Below are 13,780 nucleotides of genomic sequence, written 5' to 3'. Positions count from 1 at the left end.
TCGCCTCCTTACGCCTTGCCCATGGCGGATGCCGGCATGCTGCGGTTGGCGCGGCGTTCGGCTCCGTTGAAGATGCGGTCCGAAAGGCTGGTCAGGATCAGATAGAGGCAGCCGCCGGCGATGAAGAACAGGAAATATTGCCGGGTCGAGCCCGCCGCCACCTGGCTGGTGCGCATCAGTTCGGCAAGGCCGGTGACGGAGACCAGCGCCGAATCCTTGAGACTGAGCTGCCAGACATTGCCGAGACCTGGAATGGCGAGGCGAAGCACCTGCGGCATGATGATGCGTCGAAAGCGCAGGCCGCGATGCATGCCGATCGCCGAGGCGGCTTCGAGCTCGCCCTTGGAGATGGCGAGGAAGGCGCCGCGGAAAACTTCCGCCTGGTACGAGCCGGAGATGATGCCGACGGCAAGCGCACCCGCGAGGAAGGAAGGCAGACCAAGGAAGCCCTCGTAACCCATCGCCTGGCCGATCGAGGTGACGGCCGAGGAGCCGCCGAAATAGATGAGATAGATGATCAGCAGCTCGGGCACGCCGCGAAACACGGTCGTATAGACGTTGCCGAGCGCGACGAGGACAAGATTGCCGGAGAGTTTCGCCGCCGCGACGATCGCGCCGAGCACCGCGCCGATCGCCAGCGCCGTGGCCGTGACGGCCAGCGTCATCAAGGCTGCGGCAATGAGCAGCGCGCCCCATCCGGTCGAGCCGAAGCCGAGCAGTTCCAAGCTTGCCATAGCGTCCGTTCCCCGTCCGTGGCAGTGTTTTGCGGATTGACACCAGAGCATGATGCCGAAAAGTGTCAGCGGTTTTCGGACGACATCATGCTCTAACTCTGAAAATTAGAACAGGATTCAGATTTTAGGCCGACCCGGCCTAAAATCTTCCTGTTCTAGCATGCTATCTCCGGCGATAAAGCCGGAGACAGGCGTTTGCGGCCGAAAGGCCGAAACGCTTACTGCTGCGGGCTGACGTCCATCTTGAACCACTTCATCGACAGGGTCTTGACCGTGCCGTCGGCGAGTGCGGACTTGATCGCTACATTAAACTTGTCGCGCAGATCAGTATCGGCCTTGCGCAGGCCGAGACCTTCACCCTCGCCCCAGATCGAGCCGGCGATCTCTGGGCCGGTGAAGGCGAGCGTGTCGTTGGCGGCCTTGAACGCGTTGGCGAAATAGACGGCGTCGTCGAAGCCGAGGTCGATACGGCCGTTCTGCAGGTCGAGGTCGCGATCGGCGCCGGTCTTGTATTCCCGGATCTCGGCGATGTCGCCGAAATTGTCATAGACGAACTTGGCGTAGACGGTGGCCGCCTGGATGCCGATCGTCTTGCCCTTGAAGACTTCCTTCAGCGCGTCGATCTCCTTCACGCCGGTCTGGCCGGGCGTCATCTTGATCGTGGCGCCGGTGCCGGCGGCGTTCGCCAGCGGGCTGTCCTTGGCGGCGGCGAAGGCGGCGGGCGTGGCGGCATAGGGAATGGTGAAGTCGATGATCTTCTTGCGCTCTTCGGTAATCGATAGCGCATCCATGATAACGTCGAACTTGCCGGCGTTGAGCGCCGGGATCATGCCGTCCCAGTCGGAGGCAACCAGCGTGCATTCGATCTTGGCGCGCTCGCACAGCACCTTGGCGAGTTCCGGCTCGAAGCCGCCGAGCGTGCCGTCGGCATTGGTGAGGTTCCAGGGCGCATAGGCGCCTTCGAGAGTAATAGTCGCCTTCGTCCAGTCCTTGGAAAAGGCAGGCGCGGCGAAGGCGGAAAAAGCCGCCACGCCACAAAGCAGGATTGCGCTGAATTTCATTTGTGAATTCTCCTCTGGAGTTGAAACAGACCTTGCGGCACCACGACCGATCTTCGCCGGTTTGCCCTTTCTTGTCCTTTTTTCTTAAAGGACTGATTGGGAGGTTGTATATGGTACCATATGAGATATTTTGTGATATGCAAGAGGGAAAGTCGAATTATGTGGCGAATTCCATTCGTGCAAAAGGAATAGGCAATGAAACGTCCCGGCGAGATGAAGCGCGAACTGGCGGAAAATGACAGCACGCCGCTCTATGCCGGCGTCAAGCAGGTGATCCTCGACCGCATCCAGAGCGGCGAGTGGCCGCCGAAATACCGCGTGCCCTCGGAAAACGAGCTGGTCGTCGAACTCGGCGTCAGCAAGATGACCGCCAACCGGGCGCTGCGCGAACTCGCCAACGAGGGCGAACTCATCCGCATCCAGGGCGTCGGCTCCTTCGTCGCCGAGCGCAAGGGCTATTCGGCACTGTTCGAAGTCCGCAACATCGCCGAGGAAATCGCCGAACGCGGCCATGTCCATGAGGCCTCCGTCGTCGTTCTCGCCCAGGAAACCGCCTCTCCCGAGGTTGCCGACGCGCTCGAATTGCCAATCGGCGCTGCGGTTTTCCACTCGCTGATCGTCCACAGCGAAAACGGCGTTCCCGTGCAGATCGAGGACCGCTTCGTCCATCCGGAAGCCGCCCCAGAATATCTCGCTCAGGATTTTTCGACGCTGACACCGAACGCCTATCTGACGGCCGCAGCCCCGCTTAGCGGCTCCGAGCACGTCGTCGAGGCGGCAATGCCGCAGGCCTGGGAATGCAAGCTCTTGACCATCATGAAGACCGAGCCGTGCCTGACGATCCGCCGGCGCACATGGTCGGCAAAGCAGGTAGTCTCGACCGCCCGTCTCGTCTATCCCGGCCACCGCTACCGGCTGGAAGCGCGCAGCGGCAAGCTGTTCGAGGAATGAAAACACCCGCGATGTTGTATATGGGACTTCCAGGCTACGACACCGCCAGGAGTGAGGTTGTGATCAGCAGAGGCTCGCATTGCTCGGCTGAGGAAACCGCCCATAGCATCAGGCGGTCCCATTATAAGGTTTTGGCAGAGACTTATAACGGCCTGTGAAAACGGGCGGAGGCGACCTTTTTAAAAGGAGGCGAGAACGCATGGACAAGGCGTGGGCCGAGTCTGCGATCGAATAGCGGAGGATGACACAGCCGGCGACCCTCATGCCGAGCAGTTCCGATAGCCAGCCATGGGCGGGATTTTGAGATCCAGCAGGTTCGTCACCGGGGCACCGGCCGGTTGGATCGGGCACTTATCACGATGCCGGCGTGAAACGCGCCACCAGCGCGTGACGATCGCCCGGATAGGTGAAGCGCACATGCGTCACTGGGCCGGCATTGCTCCAGGTGCGGCGTTCGACCACGAGGCAGGCGGTATTGCGTGGTATATCGAGAGCCACGGCCAGCTCGGCACCAGCTGAGACGGCATGGATCCGGTGTTCGGCCGTGCTCCACGGCACCTGGTTGAGCAGCCACGGACCCGGCGCCATCATCAGGAAATCGGCATCGGCGGCTTCAGGAACCGTCGCAAGGCTGATCAGCCGCTCCTCCAGGCAAAAGGGCCGCGCGCCGGCATTGTGGATGCAGACGACCTCGACGACCGAAGACGCCACGGGCAGTTCCAGCCGGCGGCTGTCGTCCGCCTTGGCCTTGCGGCTCGTCTTCTTCGAAACCGCGTAGGAATAGGGCAGGTTCAGCGACTGCACCTCGGCCTTGATGTCGTGGATTTCGAGAATGGCCGATTGCGCCTGCGGCTGGGTCACGAAGCTGCCGGACTTCTTGCGGCGCTCGATAAGGCCAGCCTTGGCAAGCTGGGTCAGCACCTTGTTCACCGTCATGCGCGAGCAGTCATACTGCGTGGCGAGATCGACCTCGAAGGGAATGCGGTGCCCCGGCGGCCAATCGCCCGAGACGATACGGCCCTCGATGTCGCTGAGGATGCGCTGATGCAAGGTGAGATCCCTGCTTTGGTTCATCGCCACGTTCCGATTGGTCTCCCGCTATCTCTTTGTTTTTACGCAATCCCGGACGCAAACCGTTACACACTTTTGCTGGAATTGCTCTAATTTGAATGTCCGGACAGGAAAAGCTCTTTTTCAGGCGGCCAGCAGCTCGCCCATGACCGCCAGGAAACGCCGGTCGATAGCATCGCGCCTGAGATGGCGTCCGCCCTCCACTTGCTTGCGGCCATGCGCCCAGACACAATCGACGGCGACGCCGCCTGCAAACACCCAATGATCCAGGATCTGGTCGCCGGAGAGATAGGGAACGGCTTCGGTGTCGAGTGAGACGATATCGGCGGAATGGCCCTCGACGAGCCCGGCCGGCGCTTTGAGTGCGGCACCGCCGCCGGCAAGTGCTTGGCTGAACAGCGAAAGCGCCGTCGAACCGCCGGGTGCTGCGATGACGTTGCGGGCGCGAAGCGCCAGGCGCTGCGAATATTCGAGCTGGCGCAGTTCCTCCGGCACGGAGATCAGCACGTTCGAATCCGAGCCGATGCCGTAACGCCCGCCCTCTTCGAGAAAGAGCGGTGCGGCAAAGGCGCCATCACCGAGATTGGCTTCGGTGATCGGGCAGAGGCCGGCGATCGCGCCGCTTTTCGCCATCCGCCGTGTTTCGTCCTCGGTCATGTGCGTCGCATGGATCAGGCACCACCGCTCATCCACAGGCGCATGATCGAGCAGCCATTGCACCGGCCGCGCGTTGGACCAGGCGATACAGTCCTCGACTTCCTTCACCTGCTCGGCGACATGGATATGGATGGGGCCGTCCGCCGCCATCGGCACGAGCCTTGTGAGCTCGTCGGGTGTTGCAGCGCGCAGGCTGTGCGGCGCCAGCCCGAGCTCGGCGCCGTCGAGCCGGCCGGTCACTGCCCGGCATCCCTCCATCAGCCTTTCGAAGCTTTCGAGCGAATTGATGAAACGCCGCTGGCCGTCGATGGGGGCAGCACCGCCGAAGCCGGAATGGGCATAAAAGACCGGCAGCAGCGTCAGCCCGATGCCGGTCTCTTCGCTCGCTGCGCCGATGCGTTCGGCAAGCTCGGCGATGTTGGCGTAGGCGCTGCCATCTCTATCATGGTGGAGATAGTGGAACTCGCCGACGCGGGAAAAACCGGCTTCAAGCATCTCTGCATAGAGCTTGGCCGCGACCGCCTCAACATGGTCCGGCGTCATCGCCAGCGCAAACTTGTACATCACCGTGCGCCAGCTCCAGAAGCTGTCATTTGCCGGGCCGCGCACTTCCGCAAGACCGGCCATCGCCCGCTGGAAGGCATGGCTGTGCAGGTTCGCCATGGCGGGAACGAGGAGAGCGTGGCGTTCGTCGCCGGGCTCGGGAGCAGTGCCGATTTCGACCCGCGCGATGTGCCCGGCCTCAAGCGTCAGTCGCACATCCTTCTGCCAGCCCTGCGGCGTCAGCGCCCTGCCTGCGTGAAGTGTGGTCATGACCTTCCCTCTCCTCTTGCCGTGCGTCCGATCTTTCTTTTCCAGAAAAGCGCACAAAATTTCTCTTGTCACCTGCCGATTATGTATATACATGTTTTGGCATAAGGAAAGGCGCAAAGCTGATGACCGGGAACAATTTTTCAGAGGAAGCCCTACCTGCCGACACCCGTCCGGCGCTGTGGCGCAATGCGCGGCTCGCCACGCTCGCGCCGACGAAATCGGGGCTCGGCATCGTCGAAAAGGGCGCTGTGCTGATCGAAAACGGCCGCATCGCCTTTGCCGGCGCCGAAAGCGAGCTGCCCGCATCGGCCATCGAACATTCCGACATCGTCGATCTCGAAGGCCGCTGGGTAACGCCCGGTCTCGTCGACTGCCACACCCATATCGTTCACGGCGGCAATCGCGCCCGCGAGTTCGAAATGCGCCTGGCAGGCGCGACTTATGAGGAGGTCGCACGCGCCGGCGGCGGCATCGTCTCATCGGTGAAGGCGACCAATGCGCTGTCGGTCGAGGAGCTTGTCGCCGAGGCTCTGCCGCGGCTCGACACGCTGCTTGCAGAAGGTGTCACCACGATCGAGATCAAATCCGGCTACGGGTTGAACCGGACCGGTGAAGTGAAGATGCTGCAGTCCGCCCGCCTGCTCGGCCATATCCGTCCGGTCCGCGTCGCCACCAGCTATCTCGGCGCCCATGCGACGCCGGTGGAATATAAGGGTCGCAACGGCGATTACCTCGATGATGTCGTCCTGCCCGGTCTCGACGACATGCATGGCCTCGGTCTTGCCGATGCCGTCGACGGCTTCTGCGAGGGTATCGCTTTTTCGACCGCCGAGATCGCCCGCGTCTTCGACAAGGCCAGAGCGCTCGGCCTGCCGGTCAAGCTGCATGCCGAGCAGCTCTCCAATCTCGGCGGCGCCAGGCTCGCCGCATCCTATGGCGCACTTTCAGCCGATCACCTCGAATATCTCGACGAAGATGGCGTTGCGGCGATGGCCGCAGCCGGCACCGTCGCCGTGCTCCTGCCCGGCGCCTTTTACGCCATCCATGAAAAGCAGAAGCCGCCGGTAGAGGCGCTGCGGCGGGCAGGCGTGCCGATCGCGATCGCCACCGATTGCAATCCTGGCACCTCGCCGCTCACCTCGATGTTGCTCACCATGAACATGTCGGCCACACTTTTCGGCCTCACCGTCGAGGAGTGCATCGCCGGCGCCACCCGCGAAGGCGCCCGCGCGCTCGGCCTGCTCGACAAGACGGGAACGCTCGAACCCGGCAAATCCGCTGATCTCGCCGTCTGGAATATCGAAAACCTCGCCGAGCTCGTCTACCGCATCGGCTTCAACCCGCTTCACGCACGCGTCTTCAAGGGCGAAAGGAACGGCCGATGACCATCACGCTCCACCCGGGCTACGTCTCGCTCAAGGATCTCGAAACCATCTACTGGACCGGTGAGCCGGCAAGGCTCGATCCCGCCTTCGATGCGGGGATCGCCAAGGCCGCTGCCCGCATCGCCGAGATCGCCGCCGGCAATGCGCCGGTCTACGGCATTAATACCGGCTTCGGCAAACTCGCCTCGATCAAGATCGACAGCGCCGATGTGACCACCTTGCAGCGCAACCTCATCTTGTCGCATTGCTGCGGCGTCGGCGCGCCGCTGCCCGACAATATCGTGCGGCTGATCATGGCGCTGAAGCTGGTTTCGCTCGGTCGCGGCGCCTCCGGTGTGCGTCTGAAACTGGTGCGGCTGATCGAAGGCATGCTGGAAAAAGGCGTGATCCCGCTGATCCCGGAAAAGGGCTCCGTCGGCGCCTCCGGCGACCTTGCGCCCCTTGCCCATATGGCGGCGGTGATGATGGGCGAGGCCGAAGCCTTTTTCGCCGGCGAACGGCTCTCAGGCGCTGAAGCCCTCGAAAGAGCTGGCCTCAAACCAGTGGTGCTCGCCGCCAAGGAGGGCTTGGCTCTCATCAACGGCACCCAGACCTCGACGGCGCTGGCACTTGCCGGCCTCTTCCGCGCCCATCGTGCCGCACAGGCGGCGCTCATCACCGGCGCCATGTCCACCGATGCCGCCATGGGCTCTTCCGCGCCCTTCCATCCGGATATTCACACATTGCGTGGCCATAGGGGCCAGATCGACACAGCAGCGGCGCTTCGCGCGCTGCTCGAAAATTCCATCATTCGCCAGAGCCATATCGAGGGCGATGAGCGCGTGCAGGATCCCTATTGCATTCGCTGCCAGCCGCAGGTCGACGGCGCCTGCCTCGATCTGCTGCGTTCGGTCGCCCGCACCCTTGAGATCGAGGCCAATGCGGTGACCGACAATCCGCTGGTACTCTCGGACAATTCCGTCGTCTCCGGCGGCAATTTCCACGCCGAACCCGTTGCTTTCGCCGCCGATCAGATCGCGCTCGCCATCTGTGAGATCGGCGCGATTTCGCAGCGCCGCATCGCGCTGCTCGTCGATCCGACCCTCTCCTATGGCCTGCCGGCCTTCCTCGCCAAGAAGCCGGGCTTGAACTCCGGTCTGATGATCGCCGAGGTCACCTCGGCGGCGCTGATGTCGGAGAACAAGCAGATGTCGCACCCGGCCTCGGTCGATTCGACGCCGACCTCGGCCAACCAGGAAGACCATGTCTCGATGGCCTGCCACGGCGCCCGTCGGCTGCTTGGCATGACCGAGAACCTGTTTGGCATCATCGGCATCGAGGCGCTGACCGCCGCTCAAGGCGTCGAACTGCGTGCGCCGCTTTCGACCAGCCCGGAACTCGGCGGGGCGATCGCCACGATCCGCACCAAAGTTCCGAGCCTCGACGTCGACCGCTACATGGCAAACGACCTCGCCGCCGCCGCCGAGCTGGTGGCGACGGGCGCGCTGAACGCCTCGGTCTCATCTGGGATATTGCCGGTTCTGGAGAGCTGAGATGACGATCAAGGAAAAAGTCTCCGTCCCATGCGAAATTCGCCAAGGCACCTCCCCCGTCATCCTCGGCTTTCCCCATACCGGCACCGAGGTGCCGCCTGAGATCGCCGACCGCCTCAACGACAATGGCAGGATGCTGGCCGACACCGACTGGCACATCCACGAGCTCTATGAGGGCCTGCTCGACAGTGTCACCACCGTGCGCGCCACCTTCCACCGCTACGTGATCGACGCCAACCGCGATCCGGCCGGCGTCAGCCTCTACCCCGGCCAGAACACCACCGGCCTCGTGCCGGAAACGGATTTCGACGGCAAGGCGATCTGGAAGAATGGGCAAGGACCTAATGAGGCCGACATCGCGGCGCGGCTGCGGGACTTCCATGCCCCCTATCATGCAGCACTTGCCGCCGAGATCGAACGCGTCAAGGCAATCCACGGCGTCGCAATCCTCTACGACTGCCACTCGATCCGCTCGCACATTCCCTTTCTCTTCGAAGGCAAACTGCCGGATTTCAATATCGGCACCGATATGGGCAAGACCTGCGACAGCGCCATCGAGCAGGCGACGCTGACCGTCGTCGAAGCCGCCGAAGGTTACGACGGCGTGCTCAACGGTCGCTTCAAGGGCGGCTGGACGACACGCCACTATGGTCGGCCCGACACTGGTGTGCACGCGATCCAGATGGAGCTCGCGCAATCGACGCATCTCCAGACCGAGGCGGCGCCCTTTGCCTACGACGCCGCCAAGGCAGACAGACTTCGCGTTCATCTCAAAAACATTCTGGTGCGCATCGAACAGATTGCACCAGGCCTGAAACGATAACGATCTCTCGACAGGGGAACCGCCATGAACAATCCACGCCACAATATCCGCGAAATCCGCGCGCCCCGCGGCAACGATCTCAATGCCAAGAGCTGGATGACCGAAGCGCCGCTGCGCATGCTGATGAACAATCTCGACCCTGACGTCGCCGAAAACCCGAACGAGCTCGTGGTCTATGGCGGCATCGGCCGCGCCGCCCGCACCTGGGAGGATTTCGACCGCATCGTCGCGACCCTGAAGACGCTGACGGAAGAAGAAACACTGGTCGTCCAATCCGGCAAGCCGGTCGGCGTGTTCCGCACCCACAAGGATGCGCCGCGGGTGCTGATCGCCAATTCCAACCTCGTACCGCATTGGGCGACCTGGGATCATTTCAACGAGCTGGATAAGAAGGGCCTCGCCATGTACGGCCAGATGACGGCCGGCTCGTGGATCTATATCGGCACGCAGGGCATCGTGCAGGGCACCTACGAGACCTTCGTCGAGGCCGGCCGCCAGCACTATGGCGGCAATCTCAAGGGCAAATGGATCCTGACCGGCGGCCTCGGCGGCATGGGCGGCGCCCAGCCGCTCGCCGCCGTCATGGCCGGCGCCTGCTGCCTGGCCGTCGAATGCAATCCCGATTCGATCGATTTCCGCCTGCGCACCCGCTATGTCGACGCCAAGGCCGAGACGCTGGACGAGGCACTTGAGATGATCGACCGCTGGACCAAGGCCGGCGAGGCAAAGTCCGTCGGCCTGCTCGGCAATGCTGCCGAAATCCTGCCGGAGATGGTCCGCCGCGGCATCCGCCCCGATATCGTCACCGACCAGACTTCGGCGCACGACCCGATCAACGGCTATCTGCCGAAGGGCTGGACGATGGGTGAGTGGAAGGCAAAGCGCGAAAGCGATCCGAAGGCTGTGGAAAAAGCAGCCCGCGCCTCGATGCGCGAACATGTCGAAGCGATGATCGCCTTCTGGAACGCCGGTATTCCGACACTCGATTACGGCAATAATATCCGCCAGGTCGCCAAGGACGAAGGCCTCGAAAACGCCTTCGCCTTTCCGGGTTTTGTGCCGGCCTATATCCGCCCGCTGTTTTGCCGCGGCATCGGCCCCTTCCGCTGGGCGGCCCTTTCCGGCGACCCGGAGGATATCTACAAGACCGATGCCAAGGTGAAGGAGCTGCTGCCGGACAACAAGCACCTGCATCATTGGCTCGACATGGCCAGGGAGCGCATCGCCTTCCAGGGCCTGCCGGCACGCATCTGCTGGGTGGGCTTGGGCGACCGCCACAAGCTCGGCCTCGCCTTCAACGAAATGGTGAGAACAGGCGAACTCTCCGCCCCGATCGTCATCGGCCGCGATCACCTCGATTCCGGCTCCGTCGCCTCGCCAAACCGCGAGACCGAAGCGATGAAGGACGGCTCCGACGCCGTCTCCGACTGGCCGCTGCTCAATGCCCTGCTCAATACGGCGTCGGGCGCCACCTGGGTGTCGCTGCATCACGGCGGCGGCGTCGGCATGGGCTTCTCGCAGCACTCCGGCATGGTCATTTGCGCCGATGGCACGGACGATGCCGCAAGACGCCTCGAGCGCGTGCTCTGGAACGACCCGGCGACCGGCGTCATGCGCCACGCCGATGCCGGTTACGAGATCGCCATCGATTGCGCCAAAGAAAAGGGCCTGCGCCTGCCCGGCATTCTCGGGAACTGAGCCCCGATGAAAATCCTGCGCGCCGGCGATCACAAACGCGTGCCCTGGAAAAACGGCAAGGGAGAGACGGTGGAGATCGCCGTCTTTCCACCCGGCGCTTCGATCAACGACTTCGACTGGCGCATCAGCATGGCGACGGTCGCCGAGGATGGCCCGTTTTCGATCTTTCCCGGCATCGACCGCACGCTGGCGATCCTAGATGGCAACGGCATGGTGCTCGATGTGGCAGGCAGCACGCCCGTGCTGCTGACAACGGCAAGCGATCCGCTGGCCTTCCCGGCGGATATCCCCGTCGCGGCCAGGCTCGAGGACGGAGCGATCACCGACCTCAACGTGATGACGCGCCGTGACGGGCTCGCCCATACGCTGATCCGCATCGACGTCGATGGCAGCAAGACCGTGCCGCTGTCGCCCTCGGCATGCCTGTTCCTCTGCCATCGCGGCGCATTATCATTCCGGCGGGACGGCGAGACCGGTGCGCTTGCGGCTGGCGATGCGCTGCTGATCGAGGAGGCGGTCGCGACTGTGCTGGAAATCGATGGCGAAGCCAGATGTTATCTCGCTTCGATCACCACAGGCTGATCTTCGAACAACAAATTGAAAACATTAAACAATCGATGATTTGGTCGAGCATCAGGATAAACCATCGCCATCTCGGGCCATGGACGTCTTTCCTCGTTTCGGTCTAAACTTCGCCCTTCTGATGCAGAAGAAGACCTAGACTGCCCGCAACGTGCCGGGGAGCAAGGGAGCAGGCGTGACGGATCCATACGATATTCTCGGCGTTGAACGCGATGCGGACGAGGCGCAGCTGAAGGCCGCCTATCGGCGCCTGGCGAAGGTTGCCCACCCCGATTCGGGTGGTGATTCGGACGCCTTTGCCAATCTGCAGAAAGCCTATGGGCTGCTTCTCGATCCGGTCCGGCGCAAGGTCTACGACGATACCGGCTATGACGTCGAATTCGCCGATGCGGCCGAATTGCAGGCGCTCGTGATGATCGAGAAGCTCGTCACCGACGCAGTGCTCGACGAGCGCGCACCCGGAAGTTTCGATCCCGTCGCCGTCATGCAGGACAGCCTTTCCGAAGAACTGCGCAAGGCGCGTTTCAGCAAGAGCGAGCTGGAGCGCCACGCCTCGCGAATCGGCCTGCATCTAGAGCGGCTCGAAAAACAGTCCGGCCGCGATGTGCTCGCCCACATGTTCCGCGCCCGCATCGAGGCGATCTCCAAGGCGGTCGCCGAAACCGAGGCGAAGATCAAGGCGACGGAATGCGCCGCCGACATGATCTCCGGCTATGTCTACGACATCGATCCGCCGCCGCTGCCGGATGACGCGGTCACCAGCATCGAATGGGCCGAGCCCTCCAGAAACCGCTCCACCGGCTGACGGCGTACGACGCCGCTGATCTTAATAGGACAGCTTCGGATACCAGTCCGGCGCCCGGCCTTCGGGCGTCGCATCGAGCACGGTCCAGAGCGGCATCAGGTCGGGCGCGCCGCGCGGATCCTCACCCGGGTCGGCCGTCGCCTCGCCCATCTCCTCGCTCCAGAAGTGGCGGATGGTGCCGTCGCGCCGCGTGAAGACGTTGAAGGCGGCGCCATCGCTGCCGTCGCTGCCGATCGCACGATAGTCGCGGCTGTAATCGTCCGACATGTCGGAATAGAGCGGCAGGTGGTGCCAGCCGCGTTCCTTCTTGAAGGCGAGCAGCCTTTCGATCGGCGAGCGGGCGACGACGGCAAGGGCGGCGCGCTGCTGGATGTCAGGCACTTCGCCGTCCCAAGCCGACAGCAGCGAGGTGCACATCGGGCACGGACGCTCGCGTTGCGGGCCGAACATATAGCTGTAGACGATCAGGGTGTCCTTGTCGGCGAAGAGCTCGGCAAAGGAGATCGGCCCATCGCTGCCTTCGAAGCGGTATTCTTTCGTCACCTCGCCGCCCGGCGGCAGCGCCCGGCGCTGTTTCGCCACACGCTCGATATGCCGGCGCAATTCGATCTCTTCGGCGAGCAGTGCATCGCGGGCGATGCGATATGCCTCGCTCTCATTTGGGAAGCGGGCGCCGTTCTTGGCCGCAAGCACGGCGGCGGGTACCAGATGCTGATTATCCATGACGATATCCTCCTTCTATTGCCTTAGGGCGTGCTGAAGCCACGACCGGGTCGCAGCACATCATTACAAGGACGATCGGCTGATGCGAAAATCGACAGAGCCGACGGAAAATATTCGCCCCGCGGGCTAGGCGCCCGGATCGCCAAAGCCAAGCAGAAGATCGCGCGTTCCGAAATGCGGATCATCGAACCCAGCCGCTCATTGACCTGCGCATGCAGCGAAACCAGAGGCTGTATCATGAAGGAGCCCGTGAACTCAAATCACCGTCGGCTGCGAAACTCAGTGAACGGTGATCACCGGAATGCCAGCTTCGTCGGCGGCACGGATAAGCGCTGCTCGCGCGTCCTGAGCCGGAATTTCCCCATGAATTGCATTTCGGCACGCCCTAATCGCTGTAAGATATTCTTCTCCGTCGTCGATCGGCCAGCTAACCGTCAGCATCTCGGCAGCCTGGCAAAGGGTTGCGACAAGCTTGTATTTTTCCGGCCCATTCACAACGAGCATCAGAGGGGCAAACTCTCCGGATGTGTGCCAATTCATGACATTAGGTCTCCCCACGGTAAACATATTAGTAACCGTGCAAGAACCGTTCCGTGACCTTCGCAAGCGCGCCGAAACTCGTTTCGGAGGCCGCATAATGGAAAGGAGAACATTTCTTAAAGGGCGCTTTAGCGCGTCAGCATGGGCACCTGTTGGCAGGGAAATGGTCGCCGGCCTCATTACCCGCCATGCTGAAGCCCCCAAAGCCGCCGACATGTTTATGCCAGACGCCCTTCCCGGTCTTCTGCTTCCTCAGCAACTCCAACTGATCCGTGGCGGTATCAGCGGTGTGCCTCTGCAACCGGAAATACTTCATCAGCAGAGCGGCAAAAAGAGAGCGTAGCGCCTCCTGCTCCGGCACGACAGATGCGGGACTTCCCGCTCTGTTGCCAATGCATGAGTCTC

At 62.6% G+C, this 13,780-nt stretch carries 14 protein-coding genes; 8 read left to right on the top strand and 6 right to left on the bottom strand.

Annotated elements, in window-relative coordinates; translation table 11 throughout:
* Positions 1–8: 8 nt before the first annotated feature.
* Together OIU37_RS29125 and OIU37_RS29120 are read right to left on the bottom strand one after the other, a co-directional pair.
* Positions 9–734, bottom strand: coding sequence for an ABC transporter permease (locus OIU37_RS29125; protein WP_180696921.1), 726 nt, complete (start codon positions 732–734; stop codon positions 9–11).
* Positions 735–952: 218 nt separating this feature from the next.
* On the bottom strand, positions 953–1,795 hold the full coding sequence (locus tag OIU37_RS29120) for a transporter substrate-binding domain-containing protein (RefSeq protein ID WP_180696920.1): 843 nt from the start codon (positions 1,793–1,795) through the stop codon (positions 953–955).
* A gap of 195 nt (positions 1,796–1,990) precedes the next feature.
* On the opposite strand from OIU37_RS29120, the gene hutC (OIU37_RS29115) reads away from it, so the two are divergent.
* Entirely contained in the window at positions 1,991–2,746 is a 756-nt protein-coding gene (hutC, locus tag OIU37_RS29115; RefSeq protein ID WP_180696919.1) for a histidine utilization repressor, read from the top strand.
* Positions 2,747–3,100: 354 nt separating this feature from the next.
* Here hutC (OIU37_RS29115) and hutC (OIU37_RS29110) read toward each other — a convergent pair whose 3' ends face one another.
* Together hutC (OIU37_RS29110) and OIU37_RS29105 are read right to left on the bottom strand one after the other, a co-directional pair.
* Positions 3,101–3,820 carry a histidine utilization repressor gene (gene hutC, locus OIU37_RS29110; RefSeq protein WP_264259412.1) on the bottom strand — a complete coding sequence of 240 codons (720 nt, stop codon included), beginning with the start codon at positions 3,818–3,820 and terminating at the stop codon, positions 3,101–3,103.
* A gap of 120 nt (positions 3,821–3,940) precedes the next feature.
* Positions 3,941–5,287 carry a formimidoylglutamate deiminase gene (locus tag OIU37_RS29105; RefSeq protein ID WP_264259411.1) on the bottom strand — a complete coding sequence of 449 codons (1,347 nt, stop codon included), beginning with the start codon at positions 5,285–5,287 and terminating at the stop codon, positions 3,941–3,943.
* Between the two features lie 122 nt (positions 5,288–5,409).
* On the opposite strand from OIU37_RS29105, the gene hutI reads away from it, so the two are divergent.
* The 6 genes from hutI (at position 5,410) to OIU37_RS29075 (ending at position 12,112) form a co-directional block, all read left to right on the top strand.
* Positions 5,410–6,672, top strand: coding sequence for an imidazolonepropionase (gene hutI, locus OIU37_RS29100; protein WP_264259410.1), 1,263 nt, complete (start codon positions 5,410–5,412; stop codon positions 6,670–6,672).
* Positions 6,669–8,204: a histidine ammonia-lyase gene (gene hutH / locus OIU37_RS29095; protein WP_264259409.1), complete on the top strand. Its 1,536-nt coding sequence runs from the start codon at positions 6,669–6,671 to the stop codon at positions 8,202–8,204. The genes hutI and hutH overlap by 4 nt, the downstream gene beginning before the upstream one ends.
* A 1-nt stretch (position 8,205) precedes the next feature.
* Entirely contained in the window at positions 8,206–9,027 is an 822-nt protein-coding gene (gene hutG, locus OIU37_RS29090; RefSeq protein ID WP_264259408.1) for an N-formylglutamate deformylase, read from the top strand.
* 24 nt (positions 9,028–9,051) lie between these two features.
* Positions 9,052–10,725: a urocanate hydratase gene (gene hutU / locus OIU37_RS29085; protein WP_097625554.1), complete on the top strand. Its 1,674-nt coding sequence runs from the start codon at positions 9,052–9,054 to the stop codon at positions 10,723–10,725.
* A gap of 6 nt (positions 10,726–10,731) precedes the next feature.
* Complete coding sequence (locus OIU37_RS29080) at positions 10,732–11,307, top strand: HutD family protein (protein ID WP_264259407.1); 576 nt, start codon at positions 10,732–10,734, stop codon at positions 11,305–11,307.
* Between the two features lie 175 nt (positions 11,308–11,482).
* Positions 11,483–12,112, top strand: a complete 630-nt coding sequence (locus tag OIU37_RS29075; protein ID WP_264259406.1) for a J domain-containing protein — start codon at positions 11,483–11,485, stop codon at positions 12,110–12,112.
* Positions 12,113–12,133: 21 nt separating this feature from the next.
* Here the strand turns inward: OIU37_RS29075 and OIU37_RS29070 are convergent, their stop codons facing one another.
* On the bottom strand, positions 12,134–12,835 hold the full coding sequence (locus OIU37_RS29070; RefSeq protein WP_264259405.1) for a DUF899 family protein: 702 nt from the start codon (positions 12,833–12,835) through the stop codon (positions 12,134–12,136).
* Positions 12,836–13,114: 279 nt separating this feature from the next.
* Entirely contained in the window at positions 13,115–13,375 is a 261-nt protein-coding gene (locus OIU37_RS29065) for a DUF982 domain-containing protein (RefSeq protein WP_264259404.1), read from the bottom strand.
* A 97-nt stretch (positions 13,376–13,472) separates the two neighbouring features.
* On the opposite strand from OIU37_RS29065, the gene OIU37_RS29060 reads away from it, so the two are divergent.
* Positions 13,473–13,718, top strand: a complete 246-nt coding sequence (locus tag OIU37_RS29060; RefSeq protein ID WP_264259403.1) for a hypothetical protein — start codon at positions 13,473–13,475, stop codon at positions 13,716–13,718.
* Positions 13,719–13,780: the final 62 nt, after the last annotated feature.

The sequence above is a fragment of the Rhizobium sp. BT-226 genome, from assembly GCF_025847085.2.
GTDB lineage: Bacteria > Pseudomonadota > Alphaproteobacteria > Rhizobiales > Rhizobiaceae > Rhizobium > Rhizobium sophorae.
This window is presented reverse-complemented; position numbering and strand designations above follow the sequence as displayed.

Coding starts and splice junctions, on each gene's coding strand:
- OIU37_RS29125 (WP_180696921.1), bottom strand. CDS start 734: ATGGCAAGCTTGGAACTGCTCGGCTTCGGCTCGACCGGATGGGGCGCG.
- OIU37_RS29120 (WP_180696920.1), bottom strand. CDS start 1,795: ATGAAATTCAGCGCAATCCTGCTTTGTGGCGTGGCGGCTTTTTCCGCC.
- hutC (WP_180696919.1), top strand. CDS start 1,991: ATGAAACGTCCCGGCGAGATGAAGCGCGAACTGGCGGAAAATGACAGC.
- hutC (WP_264259412.1), bottom strand. CDS start 3,820: ATGAACCAAAGCAGGGATCTCACCTTGCATCAGCGCATCCTCAGCGAC.
- OIU37_RS29105 (WP_264259411.1), bottom strand. CDS start 5,287: ATGACCACACTTCACGCAGGCAGGGCGCTGACGCCGCAGGGCTGGCAG.
- hutI (WP_264259410.1), top strand. CDS start 5,410: ATGACCGGGAACAATTTTTCAGAGGAAGCCCTACCTGCCGACACCCGT.
- hutH (WP_264259409.1), top strand. CDS start 6,669: ATGACCATCACGCTCCACCCGGGCTACGTCTCGCTCAAGGATCTCGAA.
- hutG (WP_264259408.1), top strand. CDS start 8,206: ATGACGATCAAGGAAAAAGTCTCCGTCCCATGCGAAATTCGCCAAGGC.
- hutU (WP_097625554.1), top strand. CDS start 9,052: ATGAACAATCCACGCCACAATATCCGCGAAATCCGCGCGCCCCGCGGC.
- OIU37_RS29080 (WP_264259407.1), top strand. CDS start 10,732: ATGAAAATCCTGCGCGCCGGCGATCACAAACGCGTGCCCTGGAAAAAC.
- OIU37_RS29070 (WP_264259405.1), bottom strand. CDS start 12,835: ATGGATAATCAGCATCTGGTACCCGCCGCCGTGCTTGCGGCCAAGAAC.
- OIU37_RS29065 (WP_264259404.1), bottom strand. CDS start 13,375: ATGAATTGGCACACATCCGGAGAGTTTGCCCCTCTGATGCTCGTTGTG.
- OIU37_RS29060 (WP_264259403.1), top strand. CDS start 13,473: ATGGAAAGGAGAACATTTCTTAAAGGGCGCTTTAGCGCGTCAGCATGG.